The sequence below is a fragment of the Janthinobacterium sp. genome, from assembly GCF_009923995.1.
Lineage (GTDB): Bacteria > Pseudomonadota > Gammaproteobacteria > Burkholderiales > Burkholderiaceae_D > Janthinobacterium.
Genome location: NZ_RFSK01000012.1, coordinates 14,623 through 30,905, shown reverse-complemented (window position 1 = coordinate 30,905; position 16,283 = coordinate 14,623). Strand labels below are relative to the sequence as shown.

At 64.2% G+C, this 16,283-nt stretch carries 16 protein-coding genes; 9 read left to right on the top strand and 7 right to left on the bottom strand.

All coding sequences use genetic code 11. From position 1 onward, the window contains the following. Positions 1-9 precede the first annotated feature (9 nt). A complete protein-coding gene (locus EBS11_RS08650; RefSeq protein WP_290602059.1) occupies positions 10-1,053 on the top strand; it encodes a histone deacetylase family protein in 1,044 nt (347 codons plus the stop codon). A gap of 82 nt (positions 1,054-1,135) precedes the next feature. Here EBS11_RS08650 and EBS11_RS08645 read toward each other — a convergent pair whose 3' ends face one another. Beyond that, positions 1,136-1,918 carry a LytTR family DNA-binding domain-containing protein gene (locus tag EBS11_RS08645; protein WP_290602058.1) on the bottom strand — a complete coding sequence of 261 codons (783 nt, stop codon included), beginning with the start codon at positions 1,916-1,918 and terminating at the stop codon, positions 1,136-1,138. Beyond that, entirely contained in the window at positions 1,911-3,170 is a 1,260-nt protein-coding gene (locus EBS11_RS08640) for a histidine kinase (protein ID WP_290602057.1), read from the bottom strand. Before EBS11_RS08640 ends, EBS11_RS08645 begins: the two co-directional genes overlap by 8 nt. Positions 3,171-3,454: 284 nt before the next feature. Here EBS11_RS08640 and EBS11_RS08635 point away from each other — a divergent pair, with 284 nt between their 5' ends. Then, positions 3,455-3,880: an organic hydroperoxide resistance protein gene (locus tag EBS11_RS08635; protein ID WP_290602055.1), complete on the top strand. Its 426-nt coding sequence runs from the start codon at positions 3,455-3,457 to the stop codon at positions 3,878-3,880. 70 nt (positions 3,881-3,950) lie between these two features. Here EBS11_RS08635 and EBS11_RS08630 read toward each other — a convergent pair whose 3' ends face one another. Continuing rightward, entirely contained in the window at positions 3,951-4,784 is an 834-nt protein-coding gene (locus EBS11_RS08630) for a type 1 glutamine amidotransferase domain-containing protein (RefSeq protein WP_290602053.1), read from the bottom strand. A 107-nt stretch (positions 4,785-4,891) separates the two neighbouring features. On the opposite strand from EBS11_RS08630, the gene EBS11_RS08625 reads away from it, so the two are divergent. From EBS11_RS08625 to EBS11_RS08615, 3 genes are read left to right on the top strand one after another with little or no spacing between them, the layout of a single operon-like run. After that, positions 4,892-5,800 carry a LysR family transcriptional regulator gene (locus EBS11_RS08625; protein ID WP_290602051.1) on the top strand — a complete coding sequence of 303 codons (909 nt, stop codon included), beginning with the start codon at positions 4,892-4,894 and terminating at the stop codon, positions 5,798-5,800. 40 nt (positions 5,801-5,840) lie between these two features. Then, complete coding sequence (locus EBS11_RS08620) at positions 5,841-6,311, top strand: GNAT family N-acetyltransferase (protein ID WP_290602049.1); 471 nt, start codon at positions 5,841-5,843, stop codon at positions 6,309-6,311. Then, complete coding sequence (locus EBS11_RS08615; protein WP_290602048.1) at positions 6,308-6,979, top strand: diphthine--ammonia ligase; 672 nt, start codon at positions 6,308-6,310, stop codon at positions 6,977-6,979. The genes EBS11_RS08620 and EBS11_RS08615 overlap by 4 nt, the downstream gene beginning before the upstream one ends. Before the next feature lie 74 nt (positions 6,980-7,053). Here EBS11_RS08615 and EBS11_RS08610 read toward each other — a convergent pair whose 3' ends face one another. Both EBS11_RS08610 and EBS11_RS08605 read right to left on the bottom strand, forming a co-directional pair. Beyond that, the gene (locus tag EBS11_RS08610; RefSeq protein ID WP_290602047.1) at positions 7,054-7,515 is read right to left on the bottom strand and encodes an FKBP-type peptidyl-prolyl cis-trans isomerase; all 462 of its coding nucleotides are present in this window, start codon (positions 7,513-7,515) and stop codon (positions 7,054-7,056) included. 169 nt (positions 7,516-7,684) lie between these two features. Continuing rightward, positions 7,685-9,562 carry a potassium transporter Kup gene (locus EBS11_RS08605; RefSeq protein WP_290602045.1) on the bottom strand — a complete coding sequence of 626 codons (1,878 nt, stop codon included), beginning with the start codon at positions 9,560-9,562 and terminating at the stop codon, positions 7,685-7,687. Between the two features lie 237 nt (positions 9,563-9,799). On the opposite strand from EBS11_RS08605, the gene rarD reads away from it, so the two are divergent. Both rarD and ettA read left to right on the top strand, forming a co-directional pair. Then, positions 9,800-10,684, top strand: coding sequence for an EamA family transporter RarD (rarD, locus tag EBS11_RS08600; RefSeq protein ID WP_290602043.1), 885 nt, complete (start codon positions 9,800-9,802; stop codon positions 10,682-10,684). A gap of 94 nt (positions 10,685-10,778) precedes the next feature. Beyond that, positions 10,779-12,446 (top strand): energy-dependent translational throttle protein EttA, encoded by a 1,668-nt coding sequence (gene ettA / locus EBS11_RS08595; RefSeq protein WP_076564859.1) that lies wholly within the window; start codon positions 10,779-10,781, stop codon positions 12,444-12,446. Positions 12,447-12,631: 185 nt separating this feature from the next. On the opposite strand, the gene EBS11_RS08590 is transcribed toward ettA, so the two are convergent. Continuing rightward, positions 12,632-13,213: a porin family protein gene (locus tag EBS11_RS08590; protein WP_290602040.1), complete on the bottom strand. Its 582-nt coding sequence runs from the start codon at positions 13,211-13,213 to the stop codon at positions 12,632-12,634. 225 nt (positions 13,214-13,438) lie between these two features. On the opposite strand from EBS11_RS08590, the gene EBS11_RS08585 reads away from it, so the two are divergent. Next, positions 13,439-14,020 carry a molybdopterin-dependent oxidoreductase gene (locus tag EBS11_RS08585; RefSeq protein WP_290602039.1) on the top strand — a complete coding sequence of 194 codons (582 nt, stop codon included), beginning with the start codon at positions 13,439-13,441 and terminating at the stop codon, positions 14,018-14,020. 141 nt (positions 14,021-14,161) lie between these two features. Here EBS11_RS08585 and EBS11_RS08580 read toward each other — a convergent pair whose 3' ends face one another. Then, on the bottom strand, positions 14,162-14,524 hold the full coding sequence (locus EBS11_RS08580; protein WP_290602038.1) for a hypothetical protein: 363 nt from the start codon (positions 14,522-14,524) through the stop codon (positions 14,162-14,164). A 298-nt stretch (positions 14,525-14,822) separates the two neighbouring features. Between EBS11_RS08580 and EBS11_RS08575 the strand changes: the two genes are divergently transcribed. Continuing rightward, a complete protein-coding gene (locus EBS11_RS08575) occupies positions 14,823-16,277 on the top strand; it encodes a sensor domain-containing diguanylate cyclase (RefSeq protein ID WP_290602037.1) in 1,455 nt (484 codons plus the stop codon). The last annotated feature ends 6 nt before the right edge of the window (positions 16,278-16,283 follow it).

Sequence of the window (16,283 nt, the reverse complement as noted above, 5' to 3'; positions counted from 1 at the left end):
AGCGCCCCCATGCTGACCTTCTACAATGAATTGCACGGCCAGCACCGGGGCCGCTTCGAATGGTTCCGCGGCGCCATGGTGCCCTGCTTCGAGACGCCGGAACGGGCCGACATGGTGGTGGCCGAACTGGGACGGCGCAACCTGGGCCGCATCGTCACGCCGCACGGCGTGCCGCTGACGTCGCTCGAACGCATCCACACGCCCCGCTACCTGCACTTCCTGCGCCACGCCTGGCACGACTGGCTGGCGCTCGATCCCGACAACGCGGGCAAGGATGCCCTGCCGTCCGTGTGGCCCGTGCGCACCCTGCGCCACGACATCGAACCGGACGACTTCACGGCCAAGCTGGGCCTGTACTCGATGGACAATGGCACGCCGCTGACGGCCGGCACGTGGACGGCGGCCAAGACGGGCGCCGACTGCGCCGTCAACGCGGCCCACGCGCTGCGCCTGGGCGAGCGGGCCACGTTCGCCCTGACGCGGCCACCGGGCCACCACGCGGGCAGCGATTTTTTTGGCGGCTACTGCTACCTGAACAACGCGGCCCTGGCCGCGCAGCACCTGCTCGACGACGGCGCGCGCAAGGTGGCCATCCTCGATATCGACTACCACCACGGCAACGGCACGCAGAGCATCTTTTACGGACGCGACGACGTGCTGTTCGCCTCCATCCACGCCGACCCGCGCAAGGAATACCCGTTCTACCTGGGCCACGCGGACGAGACGGGCAGCGGCGCGGGACTTGGCTACAACGTCAACCTGCCGCTGCCGGCCGGCAGCAGCACGGCCAGCTGGTTTGCCGCGCTGGAGACGGCCTGCCTGCGCATCAATATGTACGCGCCCGACGCGCTGGTCGTTTCGCTGGGCGTCGATACCTTCGTCGGCGACCCGCTGTCGCACTTCGCCCTGCAAAGCGGCGACTACCTGCGCGTGGGCGAACGCCTGGCCCATCTGGACCTGCCCACCGCCTTCATCCTCGAAGGGGGCTATGCGGTCAAAGAAATCGGCATCAATGTCGTCAATGTGCTTGAGGGTTTTGAAACGGCGGAGTAATTCTGGGGTCAGACCCCCCGTCCACGTTGACGGTGAGCCTGGCGTTAGTGGTGTTGAGGGTCTGACCCCGGCTTTTGCAGCCCTACATATTCCGGAACAGCGCCATGAACGGCTGGCTCACGGCCAGGGTTTCCGGGCGCGTCTTCAGGCGCAGGGTGCCGCGCCCCACTTCGTCGCGCGTGACCGAGGCCACCGCCTTCATGTTGACGATGGTCGAGCGGTGGATCTGCTTGAAGATGGCGGGATCGAGCACGTCGAGCAGTTCGCGGATCGGCTTGCGCAGCAGCGCCTCGCCTTCCGCCGTCATGACGGCCGTGTACTTGGTATCGGACTGAAAATAGGCGATGTCGTCCACCATGATCAGCCGCGTATCCTTGCCGCTGCTGGCCGTCAGCCACACCAGCGGCGGCGACTTGGCCGCCGCCGGCAGGGCGTTCGTCAGGCGTTGCAGCAGGCCGGCCAGGGCGTCATCCTGCGCCAGCCCCTTGCCGGCCCGCGCCTGCACGCGCTGCAGGGTCGCGTGCAGGCGCTCGCGGGCGATGGGTTTCAACAGGTAATCGACGGCGCCCTTGTCGAAGGCATCGATCGCATACTGGTCGTAGGCCGTGACGAAGACCACCTGCGTGCCGGGGCTGGCGGCCAGGGCGCCGGCCGCCACTTCCAGGCCCGTCAGGCCCGGCATGCGGATATCGAGGAAGGCCACGTCGGGCCGCAGGGTAGCGATGGCTTCCAGGGCCGTGCCGCCGTCATCGCAGGCGGCGACGATGCGCAAGCGGGGCCACAGTTCGCCCAGCATCGCCACCAGCGCATCGCGCAGCAGGGTTTCGTCTTCGGCGATGACGCAGGTCATTTCGGGCTTATCCATACGATGCTCCCTGCGCCGTGCTGTCCGGCACCGTGATGGTGGCCGTCACGCCATCGGGAAAGTTGGCGACGATGGCAAACGCGGCGGCATTGCCGTAGGTCAGGCGCAGGCGTTCGCGCACATTGCGCAGGCCGATGCCCGTGCCGGCGCCATCGTCGCTGAAGCCCTTGCCGTCGTCGGCCACCGTGACGATCACGGTGCCGTTGCCGCTGCGCGCCATGATCCAGATGGTGCCGCCGCCGCTCTTCGGCTCCAGGCCATGCTTGATGGCGTTTTCCACGAGGGTTTGCAGCATCATGGGCGGCAGTTCCACCTGGCGCAGGTATTGCGGCACCTCGATCTGCAGGTTCAGGCGCGCGCCCATGCGGATTTTCAGGATATCGAGGTAGGCGCGCGCCCGCTCCAGTTCCGTGCCCAGGGTCGACATGGCCTGCTCCGTGCGCGGTAGCGAGTGGCGCAGGTAGAGGATCAGGTTGCCCAGCATTTCGTCGGCGCGCACGGGGTCGCTGCGCGTGAGCAGCTGCGCGCTGGCCAGGGTGTTGTACAGGAAGTGCGGCTCCACCTGCGCATGCAGCAGGCTCAGCTTGGCCACCGTGAGTTCCTTTTCCGTCACCGTCTGGCGCGCCTCGGCCTGCTCGCCGCGGCGCCGCTGCGCCACCCGGCGGGTCAGCGCCCGCGTCACCGCTTCCGCATTTTCCAGGTTGCTGCCATGGTCGACGAGGAACCAGTCCGTCCAGGCATTGCGCGCCGGCTCGCAGATCAGGGTCACGCTGCCCGCCTCGCCATTCGGCGTGACGGTGGCGAGGATCTGGTTCGGCCGCGGCTCCAGGAAGCCCAGCACGCGCATGCGCGGCAAGCCCGTGTCCGTGTAGGGCGCCGCGCGGCGCACGCGGGCCTGCACCTGCAGGCTGTCGCGCGCGCTTTCGACCACTTCGCTGCCCGGCAGTTCGCGGATGGCCGCGTCGATCATGTCGAACGCTTCGCCCGCCTCGAACGGTATCTCGATCTGGCGCCGCTGGCGGCTCGACAGGGTGCCGGCATTGACGGCGCCGGCGATCAGCCGCACGCGGCGCACGTGCGAAAACGCATTCGTGATGACGGCACAGGCCAGCAGCGCGCCGACGATGACAAAAAAGCCTTCGGTATGTCCGAAGACATGGCGCAGGAAGTTCTCGACCAGGATGGCGGTGGCGATGATGTAGGTGATCATCGTGGCCAAGGTGAGGCGGAGAATAAAAAAGAAGCTGGTCATGATTTTTTCCCTGGGTGTGAAGTGGGACCCAGCATAACCATGGGCCCCGGCAGCGGGGGCCATTATGCGACGGAAGGGCAATCCTGGCGACAAAGACAAGAAAATAACGCATCAACAGGCGCCACCCTCAAATAAAATCGCTTGCAATTAAATAGCGCACGATATATATTGAACACATGGACGCCGGATTCGCTTCTTCAGACGGGCTCCTGGGGCGATGTGCCCATGAAAAAAGTAGCACACTATTTAGTCGTTAACTATTTAACTCACCGAGGAAAACCATCATGTCGATCAAACAAGTCCTGTACCGCGCTCAAGCTACCGCCACCGGAGGCCGCGAAGGCCGTGCCGTCTCGTCCGACAATGTGCTGGACGTGAAACTGACCACGCCGAAAGAACTGGGCGGCAACGGCGCCGTGGGCACCAATCCGGAACAACTGTTCGCCGCCGGCTACTCGGCCTGCTTCATCGGCGCCATGAAATTCGTCGCAGGCCGCGACAAGATCACCCTGCCGGCGGACCTGTCCATCGAAGGCAATGTCGGCATCGGCGCCATCGAGACGGGCTTCGGCATCGAAGTGGAACTGAAGATCTCGCTGCCAGGCATGGAGCGCGCCGCCGCCGAAGCGCTGGTCGCCGCCGCCCACATCGTCTGCCCGTACTCCAACGCCACGCGCGGCAACATCGACGTCACCCTGACGATCGTGTAATGGCATAGACGACGCGGCACCGCGCGCGTTGGAATCCCCGGCCACGCCCCTGGCGCCGCCGGGGATTTTTTTAACGCAGCGCCCGCAGCAGCTGTTGCGCCAGGGCCGGCGCCGAGGCGGGATTCTGTCCCGTGATCAGTTCGCGGTCGACCACCACGTTGCTCGTCCACGGCGCCTCGTTCTGCACATACTGCGCACCCGCCGCCTGCAAGCCCGACTGAGGATAGAACTTCATCATCCCGCCCTTCAGCGCGCCCTGCGCCGCCTGCTCTTCCTCGTTGCTGATCACCGTCATGCGGTAGCCGCTGTAAATCCAGTCCGCCGGCGCCGCCGGCGTGCTGCCCGCTTCCAGCGCGGCCGCAAATGCCCCCGCCTGCGGCAGCGCCGACAACAGGGCGATGGGACCGTGGCACAGCAGCGCCGTCGGCTTGCCGTCCGCGTGGAACTGGCGCAGCAGCGCGCCCAGGCTGGCATCCTTCAACAGATCCTGCATGGGCGCGTGGCCGCCCGGCACCAGCACGGCCGCGTAGTGGCCATAGCCGATCTGTTCCACCCGTTTCAGGCTGATCACGGGCGAGCGGCCCGGCACCGTCAGCGCCAGCCGCTCCAGCAAGGCCTTGTGCAACGCGTGCGCGGCCGCGTCGCCGCCAAAATAGGCGTCCGTATCCGAGCTGGCATCCAGGGTCGGCGCCTGGCCCTGCGGCGTGGCAAACGTCACCGTGTGGCCCGCGTCGAGCAGCTGCTTCACGGGCTGCATCAGTTCATTCAGATAAAACCCTGTCGGGAAGACCTTGCCGTCGCGCAGGTCGAGGTGCTTGGCGTCGGACAGCACGACAAGGACGTCGGCCGCCTGGGCGGTGGAAAAGGCGGCCAGCAGCAGGCTGCTGAGAAGTAATTTTTTCATGGTGTGGCCTTTCTGTGGAGAGGACACCAGCATATTCCGAATCAAAATACAGAAAAATGATGAATAATGCAGCTGACTAATGCCGAATACGACCGAATGGGAACGCGATGGATAAATTGCAGGCGATGCAGCTGTTTCGCCGTGTGGCCGAGCTGGGCAGCTTTCGCCGCGCGGCCGATGAACTGGACCTGTCGGCGTCCTACGTGAGCCGGCGCGTCGGCCAGCTGGAGCAGGAGCTGGGCGGGCGCCTGATGACACGCACCACGCGCCAGCTGGCCCTGACGGAAACGGGCGCCGCCTACCTCGAGCACTGCCGCAAGCTGCTCGACGAGCTGGCGCAGGCCGAGGACATGGTGGCCCATTCCACGGCCCACGTGACGGGCCGCCTGCGCATCAACGCGCCCTTGTCTCTGGGCGTGGGCGAGCTGGCCGAGGGCCTGGCCGACTTCATGGCCGACTGGCCCGCGCTGCGCCTGGACGTCGACCTGAAGGATGAATATGTGGACCTGGCGGCCGCCAACTACGACCTGGGTTTCCGCGTGACGACGGCGCTCACGGATTCGAGCTACGTGGCACGGCATATCCACGACTACCGCCTGCACATCTGCTGCGCGCCCGCCTACCTGGAGCGCCACGGCCCCCTGCAGGATCCCATGGACCTGACGCGCCAGCGCTGCTTCATCTACAGCCACGCCCTGTTCGGCAGCCGCTGGCCGCTGCGCCATGCGGGGCCGTACAGCGACATCGAAGTGCCGAACTGGGTACGCACCAACAACACGCTGTTCATGCGCAGCCTGATCCTGCGGGGACTGGGCATCGGCATCCTGCCCACCTTCGTCTGCCGCGAAGAACTGGCCAGCGGCGCCCTGGTCGAGCTGTTCCCCGACGTCGGGCGCCCCAGCCTGGCGCTGTTTGCCATCTACCCGTCGCGCCAGCTGGTGGCGCCCCGCGTGACGCGCTGCATCGAGCACCTGAAGCAGTGGTATGCGCGGCGCTATCCCACGCCGGCGGCGTGAAGCCGGTAAAATCACGGCCACTCTCAATCAAGGATGCCCCATGATCAGCTGGCAATGGAACACGTTCGACGAACTCGGTCCCCACGACTTGTACCAGGTGCTGGCCTTGCGCCAGCGCGTCTTCGTGCTGGAGCAGCAATGCCTGTATCCCGACCTGGACGGACACGACCAGCACGCCATGCACTTGCTGGGCTGGCAAACGGCCGGCGGCCAGCGTCGGCTGGCGGCCTACTTGCGCGTGCTGGCGCCGGGCGCCAAGTATGTGGAAATGTCGCTGGGCCGCGTGGTGACGGCGCCCGAGGCGCGCAGCACGGGCGCCGGCAAGCAGTTGCTGCTTGAAGGCATCGCCCGCGCGGAACGCCAGCACCCGGGCCACGCCATCCGCATCGGCGCGCAGCAGTATCTGGAGCGCTTCTACCAGTCCTTCGGCTTCGTCACCGTCAGTGCGCCCTACGATGAAGACGGCATACAGCACGTCGACATGCTGCGCGCGGTGGAGACACCCGCATGACGACGGCCCTGATTTCCTGGAGCGGCGGCAAGGATTCCTGCCTGGCCCTGTGGCGCGCGCGCAACGCCGGCATGGCCGTGCCGCTGCTGGTCACGGCCATGGATGAAGACGGCCGCAAGTCGCGCTCGCACGGCGTGCCGCCGGCCTTGCTCGAAGCGCAGGCCGCCAGCCTGGGTGCGCGCCTGCAGCGCTATCACGCCAGCTGGGCCAGCTACGAGGAGCAATTCATCGCCACCTTGCGCGCCGCGAAGGCCGAGGGCATAGGCCACGCCATCTTTGGCGACATCGACCTGCAGCCGCACCGCGACTGGGAAGAAAAAGTCTGCGGCATCGCCGGCCTGACGGCCCATTTGCCCCTGTGGGGCGGGGAGCGGCGCGCGCTGGTGGACGAATTTCTCGCCGCCGGCTTCAAGGCCATCGTCGTGTGCATCAATGGCCGGCACCTGCCGCGTGAATTCTGCGGGCGCGAGTTCGACGCCGCCTTCCTCGCCGACCTGCCGCCCGGCGTCGACGCCTGCGGCGAAAATGGCGAGTTCCACACCTTCGTCTACGATGGCCCCGCCTTCAGCACGCCCGTGGCGCTGCGCCGCACGCAGGTACTGCAATATGACGCGCCGGCCGACCTGGGCGGCGCGACGTATTACTTCCAGGAACTGGCGCCGGCCTGAAGGGGCAACCCGGTCGCCCCAAAGCAAAAAGGGCGATTCCGTGGAATCGCCCTTTCGTCAGCCGCCTTGCGCGCTTACTTTTTCGTCACGCCGATCAGCTTGACCTCGAACAGCAAGCCGGCGTAGCCGGGAATCTTCGGCAGGCTGCCCGCCGTGCCATAGCCGAGGTCATAGGGAATGGCCAGCGTGCGCGTGCCGCCAACCTGCATGCCGACCAGGCCGCGGTCCCAGCCCAGGATGACGCGGCCGATGCCCAGCGGGAAAGTGAAGCCGACGTTCGCCGCGGTCGCATCGAACTGCGTGCCCTTGTTGCCCGGCTTGCTCGCGTCATACAGCCAGCCCGTGTACGTCACCGTCAGGGTATCTCCCGCCGCCGCTGCCACGCCGGTACCGACTACGGTATCGGTAATGGTCAGTTCCTTCACCTGCGTATTCGGATCGAGCACGACCGGCTTCTCGGTGTTTGCGGCGGCGCCGCAGGCGGTCAGTGCCACGGCGCAGGCGAGCGTGGCGATCAATTGAAATACCGATTTCATGGTTTCCCTTTAAATATTGGAGTGTGACTGGGGCCCGTACGGTGCGGACCGGTACGGGCTGGAGTTTAACAGGAGTCGCGCAGCCCATTTGTAAGCAGACGTAAGCACGGCGGTAAATGGTGTATCAATACAACATTGACAAAACAACCATTTCGCCGCGCCCCGCCGCTCAGATTTCCACCTGCGTGCCCAGTTCGATGACCCGGTTGCTGGGGATCTGATAATAGTCGGCCGCCGTGCGCGCATTGCGCGACATGGTGACGAACAGGTGTTCGCGCCACGGCATCATGCCGGCGCCCGGCGTCGAAATGATGGTCTGGCGGGCGATGAAGAACGACGTTTCCATCATCTCGAAGTCCAGTCCCTGCTGCGCGCATTGCGCCAGCGCATCCGGAATGTCGGGTTCGTCCTTGAAGCCGTAGTGCACATTGACCTGATAGCACTGGTGGCCCAGGTCCACCACGCGCACGCGCTCGGACGGCGCCACCCATGGTTCTTCATGCATGTAGACGGTGAGGAAAATGACTCTTTCATGCAACACCTTGTTGTGCAGCAAGTTATGCAGCAGCGCATGCGGCACGCCATCCGTTTCGCCGCGCAGGAAGATGGCCGTGCCGGGCACGCGCATCGGCGGCGCGATGAACAGCGACGAGAGGAAGTCGTCGAGCGGGATCGCATGCTTTTCCAGGTTCTGGAACACCAGCTGGCGGCCCCGTTTCCAGGTCAGCATGACGATGAACAGGATGGCGCCCAGCAGCAGCGGGAACCAGCCGCCGTGGAACAGTTTCAGGGCGCTGGCCGAGAACAGGTTGACGTCGATGATCAGGAAGAAGCCCGTGGCGGCCCAGCACAGCAGCAAATTCATCTTCCAGCGGTAGCGGATGACGAAGAAGGTGAGGATGGTGGTGGCCAGCATGGTGGCCGTGACGGCGATGCCGTAGGCGGCGGCCAGCTTTTCCGAGGAACCGAAGCCGACGACGGCCATCAGCACGACGGCCAGCTGCAGCCAGTTGACGGCGGGAATGTAGATCTGGCCGATTTCGCTTTCCGACGTGTGGCGCACGCGCATGCGCGGCAGGAAGCCCAGCGCGATGGCTTGCTTGGTCATCGAGAAGGTGCCGGAAATGGTCGCCTGCGAGGCGATCACGGTGGCCATCGTCGACAGGATCACCAGCGGATACACGCTCCAGGCGCCCAGCTGCTGGTAGAACGGATTGGAAATGGCTTCCGGATGCGCCAGCAGCAGGCCGCCCTGGCCCAGGTAATTCAAGGCCAGCGCGGGAAAGGCGATCAGGAACCAGGCCATGCGGATGGGCTTCTTGCCGAAGTGGCCCATGTCGGCGTACAACGCCTCGGCGCCCGTCAGCGCCAGCACCACGGCGCCCAGCGACAGGAAGGCGATGCGGCCATTTTCCAGCAGGAAAGCCACCGCGTGCAGGGGATTGACGGCGGCCAGGATGGCCGGCGACTTGATGATGTTGACCACGCCCATGCAGGCCAGCGCGACAAACCAGATCAGCATGATGGGGGCGAAGAAGCGGCCGATGCCGGCCGTGCCGTGCGACTGCACGGAATACAGCCCCACCAGCACGGCGATCGTCAGCCACACGACGTAGGGGCTGAAGGCGGGCGTGGCCACTTCCAGGCCCTCGATGGCCGACAGCACGGAAATGGCCGGCGTGATCACGCTGTCGCCATAGAACAGGGTGGCGCCGAAGACGCCGATCACCATCAGCGGCACGTGCCAGCGCGACGACTTGCTGACGGACGACAGCACCAGCGCCATCAGGGCCATGATGCCGCCCTCGCCGCGGTTGTCGGCGCGCAGCACCAGGGTCACATACTTGAGGGAAACGATCAGGGTCAGGCCCCAGAAGATCAGCGAGACGATGCCCAGCAGGTTGTTATGCGTGACGGACAGGCCGTGGGTCGGGTCGAAGACCGTTTTCAGGGTGTACAGGGGACTGGTGCCGATATCGCCATAGACGATGCCCACAGCAGCCAGTGTCAAGCCGACCAGGCTGCTTTTTTTGTGTTCCGACGTCAAGATTGCACCCGTTTTTGTTTTGTTGCATCGCACAATATGATAGGTATTAGCAAATAGCAAGAGTATTTTTGCATGGTTCCGGGCTGCCCCAAGGTCGTTGTTTTATGCCGCGGCGCCCGCTTGCGCGCGCGTGCGGCCGTTGATTTGTTGCCATTCTACGCCTCGCCAGCGGCGCCGGGCAGCCCCGTGTGTTTTCAGCGATAATGACAGACTGTCTACTCCGGAGCGAACGCCATCATGAATCCAGGCATGTTGTACGCCTCCCTCGCCTTCCTGTGCTGGGGCCTGTTTCCCCTGTATTTCCATGCCATCGGCGAGATTGCACCGCAGGAAATCCTGGCCCACCGCATGGTCTGGTCGCTGTTGTTCCTGGGTATCGTGCTCACCGTGCGCCGCCAGTGGAGCTGGCTGGGCAGCCTGAGGAGCCAGCCGAAAGTGGTGGCCAGCTTCGTTGCCAGCGCATTTCTGCTCTCCGCCAACTGGTTCATCTATATCTGGGCCGTCAACAATGGCCACGTGGTCGACGCCAGCCTCGGCTACTTCATCACGCCCCTGATCAACGTCATGCTGGGCTTTTTGCTGCTGCACGAGCGCCTGCGCCGCCTGCAGTGGCTGGCCATCGCCCTGGCCGCCTGCGGCGTGGCCTGGCTCACCTGGCAGGCGGGGCAGGTGCCCTGGATCGCCCTGCTGCTGGCGGCCACCTTCGGCGGCTATGGCCTGCTGCGCAAGACGGCCGCGCTGGGCGCGCTGGAAGGCCTGTCGTTTGAAACCCTGATCCTGTTCCCCCTGGCGCTGGCCTACATGCTGTGGCTGGGCTGGCAGGGCCAGAGCGGTTTCGTCAATACGGACTCCACCGCCACGCGCGCCCTGCTGCTGGCGTCCGGTCCCATCACGGCCATTCCCCTGCTGCTGTTCGCCGCCGGCGCGCGGCGCCTGCCGCTGGCCGTGCTGGGCCTGCTGCAATACATCGCCCCCACGGGCCAGCTGCTGATCGGCGTGTGGGTCTTCCACGAATCGTTCACGCCCGAGCGCATGCTGGGCTTCCTCGTCATCTGGACGGCGCTGGCCCTGTATGCGGCCGAAGGGCTGTGGAACGGCCGCCGCGCCCGCCTGGCGGCGTAATCGCCTCTTTGCCCGGCCCGGCAGCGCGCAGCGCTGGCCGGAAGCGGGCGTTTACCGTATCCTGTCCGTCTTTGTATATCACCCGAGATTTCTAATGGCAAATTACGTCTACACCATGAATCGCGTGGGCAAAATCGTCCCGCCCAAGCGCCAGATTCTGAAAGATATTTCCCTGTCCTTCTTCCCAGGCGCGAAGATCGGCGTGCTGGGCCTGAACGGCTCCGGCAAATCGACCCTGCTGAAGATCATGGCCGGCATCGACACCGACATCCAGGGCGAAGCCGTGCCGATGCCGGGCCTGAACATCGGCTATCTGCCGCAGGAACCGCAGCTGGACCCGGAAAAGACCGTGCGCCAGGAAGTGGAATCGGGCCTGGGCGAAGTATTTGAAGCGCAAGCCAAGCTGGAAGCCGTGTATGCCGCGTATGCCGAGGAAGACGCCGATTTCGACGCCCTGGCCACGGAACAGGCGCGCCTGGAAGCGATCATCTCGACTTCCGACGGCGGCAATCTGAATTTGCAGCTGGAAATGGCCGCCGACGCGCTGCGCCTGCCGCCATGGGACGCCAAGATCGGCGTGCTGTCCGGCGGTGAAAAGCGCCGCGTGGCCCTGTGCAAGCTGCTGCTGTCGAAACCGGACATGCTGCTGCTCGACGAGCCGACCAACCATCTGGATGCGGAATCGGTGGACTGGCTGGAACAATTCCTGCTGCGCTTCCCCGGCACCGTCGTGGCCATCACCCATGACCGCTACTTCCTCGACAACGCGGCAGAGTGGATCCTGGAACTGGACCGTGGTCACGGCATTCCATGGAAGGGCAACTACTCGACCTGGCTGGACCAGAAGCAAGCCCGCCTGAAGCAGGAAGAAGCGACGGAATCGGCGCGCCAGAAGGCCCTGCAGAAGGAACTGGAGTGGTCGCGCCAGAACCCGAAGGCGCGCCAGGCCAAGTCGAAGGCCCGCCTGGCCCGCTTCAACGAGCTGTCCGAGCACGAATACCAGAAGCGCAACGAGACGCAGGAGATCTTCATTCCCGTGGCCGAGCGCCTGGGCAATGAAGTCATCGAGTTCAAGAACGTGTCGAAGGCGTTCGGCGACCGTTTGCTGATCGATAACCTGAGCTTTACCGTGCCGCCCGGCGCCATCGTCGGCATCATCGGCCCCAACGGCGCCGGTAAATCGACCCTGTTCAAGATGATCACGGGCAAGGAAACCCCGGACAGCGGCGAAGTGGCCATCGGCCAGACGGCGCGCGTGTCCATCGTCGACCAGAACCGCGATTCGCTGGCCGACAACAAGACCGTCTTTGAAGACGTGTCCGGCGGTGCCGACATGCTGACGGTGGGCCGCTTTGAAATGCCGTCGCGCGCCTACCTGGGCCGCTTCAACTTCAAGGGTTCGGACCAGCAGAAGCAGGTGGGCAACCTGTCCGGCGGTGAACGCGGCCGCCTGCACCTGGCGAAAACCCTGCTGATGGGCGGCAACGTCCTGCTGCTCGATGAACCGTCGAACGATCTGGACGTGGAAACCCTGCGCGCGCTGGAAGACGCCCTGCTGGAATTTGCCGGCAGCGTCATGGTCATTTCCCATGACCGCTGGTTCCTCGACCGTATCGCCACGCACATCCTCGCTTTCGAAGGCAACTCGCAAGTGACCTTCTTTGACGGCAACTATCAGGAATACGAAGCCGACAAGAAGAAACGCCTGGGCGAAGAAGGCGCGAAACCAAAACGTATCCGCTACAAGCCGCTGACCACGTAATATAGGTCCGGCAATGCAAAAAGGCAGTCACCTCGCGGTGACTGCCTTTTTTTTCAGCATACTTCCGGTTTTTAAAACCGTAGCGAGCGGCAACGCGGCTCGGCGCCCCCATTTGCCTGAGAAGCGGAGCTGTGCCATAGCATAGTGAGCATCGGAGGCCGCAAAGCATGCCGGGCAGTAGGTTTTTAGAAGTTGTAGCGCGCGCCCAGCGCGATGCCGGTCGCCTTGTGGCCCTGGTCGGCGCTCTTGCCGAAGTGTTCCACTTCCGCCGTCAGCGAGACTTTCTCGTTGATCGCGTACTGGGCGCCGAGGGAGGCGTACACGCCCGTCTTGTTCTCGCCCGTCACGCCGGTCGACAGGCCAGTGCCGCTCAGGCTATTGTCGACGCGGGCCACGCCCAGCTTGCCGAACACACCCACCTTGTCGGTCACGGGCATCGTGGCCTTGCCGGCCAGATAGTAGCCGTGCGAATCGCTTTTCACGGAACCGTTGCCGGCCCCGGTGACATAGCTGTAATCCTTGCTGCCGAAATCGGCGTAGCCGCCCTCGACTGCCCAGGTCTTGTCGAAGTCATAGCCGGCGAACACCTTGCCGCCAGCCTTGTAGCCGCTGTGGTTATCGGCGCTGGTGGCGCCAGGAACATCAAAATTGTAGCGGTTGCCGGTGATGCCGGCACCCACGTAGGCGCCTTCAGCGTGCGCGGCGCTCATGCCGGTCAATGCGGTAACGGAAGCGATCATTGCAAACAGGATTTTCTTTTTCATCATGTTCTCTCTTTCAATTAGTTGAAGTGCCGTGATTCGCAGTTCAGCGAAGTGCGATGACTACACAATAACAGCCACAAAAAGCTACGTCTTTCTCCATTCCGTAAGAACTGTGACAAGATGTAAGCCGACATTCCAAACTGACAATAACAACAAGATGCGCCCTGTTGAGCGAACTTAAGATAGACTTAAGAGAATTAAGGCTAGTCAGCCGACGAGGAGAAGTGCATGCACAAACGCCAGTTTCTTGCCGCTGCCGCGACGGCGGCCACGCTGCCGGCCATCGCCCGCGCGGCGCCGGCGGCCCTGCGCGGGCCGGCCCTGCTGACCGTCACGGGCAGCATCGCCAAGCCCAACCGTGGTCCATTCGATGCCGTGCGCGACCAGATGATGCACAAGCAAAAGGTCAGCTTTGAGCGGGCGCGGGCGTTCGACTTCGCGGCACTGACGGCCTTGCCGGCGCGCACCATCCGGCCCACCCTGGAATATGACGGCAAGGCGCATGCGCTGCGCGGGCCGTTGCTGGAAGACGTGCTGAAGGCGGCCGGCGCGCCGGAGGATGGGGCGACGCGCCTGCTGCTGCGCGCCGTGGACGGCTATGCGGCGGCGCTGACCGTGGCACAGGCGCGCGCGCAACATGTCATTGTCGCCACCCACCTCGACGGCCAGCCGATGGCGCTCGGTGGCCTGGGGCCGCTATGGGCGATCTACGATGCGGACCGCATGGCCGCCGCCGTGGCCCTGCCCCTGGCCGAACGGTTCGCCAGCTGCCCATGGGCGCTGTACCACATCGGCGTGGAAACGGCTTGACGCTGCTTGAAACGCCAAATACCACCGTAGCGTGCGCAAGGGAGAGGTGGCTGAGAAGCACAACCGTGCTTTGACGGGGCCGCCGAGGCGGCGAGCATCGCCGGCCGCCTATGCCGACGCGCAGCAGGTTGTGATCGGCGCTCAGGCGTAGGCTTCGGCCATCGACATGACGCGCGGGGCGATGGCAATGCCGTGCTCCTGGAACAGGGCCGTGATGGCCGCCAGGTTGTGCGTGCATTCGTCCGTCTTCCAGCCCTTGAAGATATCCGTGCCGTCTTTCTGGAAATGCAGGTCCAGCACCTTGCCCTGGTCCTTGTGCAGATACGGCGAGCTGTAGGTGTTCTCGTAGCCGAGCGCCTTCAGCTGGCCCAGCAAGGCATGCGGCGGGTGGTCGGGGTCGGTGGCGAGGAACACGCCGAAGGTCTTGCCGGGTGGCTTGGCGGCGATATCGACTTCATAGATGCCGGGCGCCTTGCTGACGGACGTACTCTTTAAAAATAACATGCAACACTCCTTGCGCGTGGCGTCCTGCGCCGGAAACGGGCAGCAAGACAGGGGGATGCGCCATGATTCCCCTCGTCAAATCTTATTGCTAATTTGCATCTTTGTCGACAAATCGGCGCTGTTATTTGGTAAGTCGTGGTTATCTTGTCGCGTCCGCCAGCATAAATTGCCAGGAAAGCTAGTTATCATTGCATCAATATCAACCCTGCTGCATACTTTTGGCTTGCGCAGAGATTGTCCCCGGCTTGGCGGCCTGGGCCAGGATCCGCGCGCCCCTGGCCCGCCAACCCTCTTCCCCATGCGTCTTCTGTCGATCAAGTACCGCCTGCTAATACTCCTGACCCTGATCCTCGGGGCGGGCTTCATGGCCACCAGCCTGGCCAGCTACCTGGCGTCGCGCAAGGCCATCGAGCACGGCATCGCCGACCAGACCTTGCCCCTGACGGGCGACAACATCTATTCCGAGATCCAGAAGGACATGCTGCGTCCCGTCTTCATCTCCTCGCTGATGGCGCACGACACCTTCGTGCGCGACTGGATACTCGCCGGCGAAAGCAACCCGGCGCAGATCGTGCGCTACCTGGCCGAAGTGAAGAAGAAATATGGCGCCATCACCAGCTTTCTCGTCTCGGACAAGAGCGGCAAATATTATTACGCGGAAGGCACGCTGAAGTCCGTCAGCCCGGAGGCGACGCGCGACATCTGGTACTACCGCGTGCGCGCCATGGAAAACAGCGACTACGAAACGAATGTCGACGTGGACATGGCCAACCGCGACAGCATGACCATTTTCATCAACCACCGCGTGGTCGACTACGACGGCCAGTTCATCGGCGCCACGGGCATCGGCCTGACCCTGGACACCATGAGCCGCATCATCGACCGCTACCAGGCGCGTTTCCACCGCAACATTTATTTTGTCGATGCCGCCGGTACCCTGGTGCTATCGGGCAAGACCATGCGCAACGGTCACGGCAACATCCATCAGTTGCCTGGCGTCAATGCCATCGCCGACCAGATCGTCAACCACCGAAGCGAGCCGACGCATCTGTCCTACCAGCTGGGGCGCGCGCAAATCCTCGTCAACTCGCGTTTCATTCCCGAGCTGGGCTGGTACCTCGTCGTCGAACAGAACGTCAGCGACGAGGTCAAGTCGCTGCAGGGCGTGTTCATCCTGAACCTGGCCATCAGCTTCGGCGTCACCCTGCTGGTGCTGCTGCTGACCCTGCTGACGGTGAACCGCTACCAGCGCCGCATCGAGCGCATCGCCTCGACGGATGCGCTGACGGGCCTGTTGAACCGCCAATCGCTGGAACTGCTGTTCCAGCGCGCCATGTTATTGTCCAAACGCAATGCGCAGCCCATGTCGGCCATCCTCTTCGACATCGATTTCTTCAAGCGCGTGAACGATACCCACGGCCATCTGTGGGGCGACAAGGTCATTTGCGGCGTGGCCGACGTGGCGCGCGCCACCGTGCGCGAGAGCGACGTCGTCACGCGCTGGGGCGGCGAGGAATACCTCGTGCTGCTGAACAACTGCAGCCTGGCGCAGGCCGTGGAAGTGGCGGACAACCTGCGCAATGCCGTCGAACGCCACGATTTCGGCTTGCCCGAGCCGCAGCTGCCCGTGACGATCAGCCTGGGCGTGGCCGAATACCGGCCCGACGAAAGCGAATCGGCGTTCTTTTCCCGCGCCGACAGCGCCCTGTACCAGGCGAAACAAGGCGGCCGCAACGGCGTGTATGCCGGCTGAGCGGGC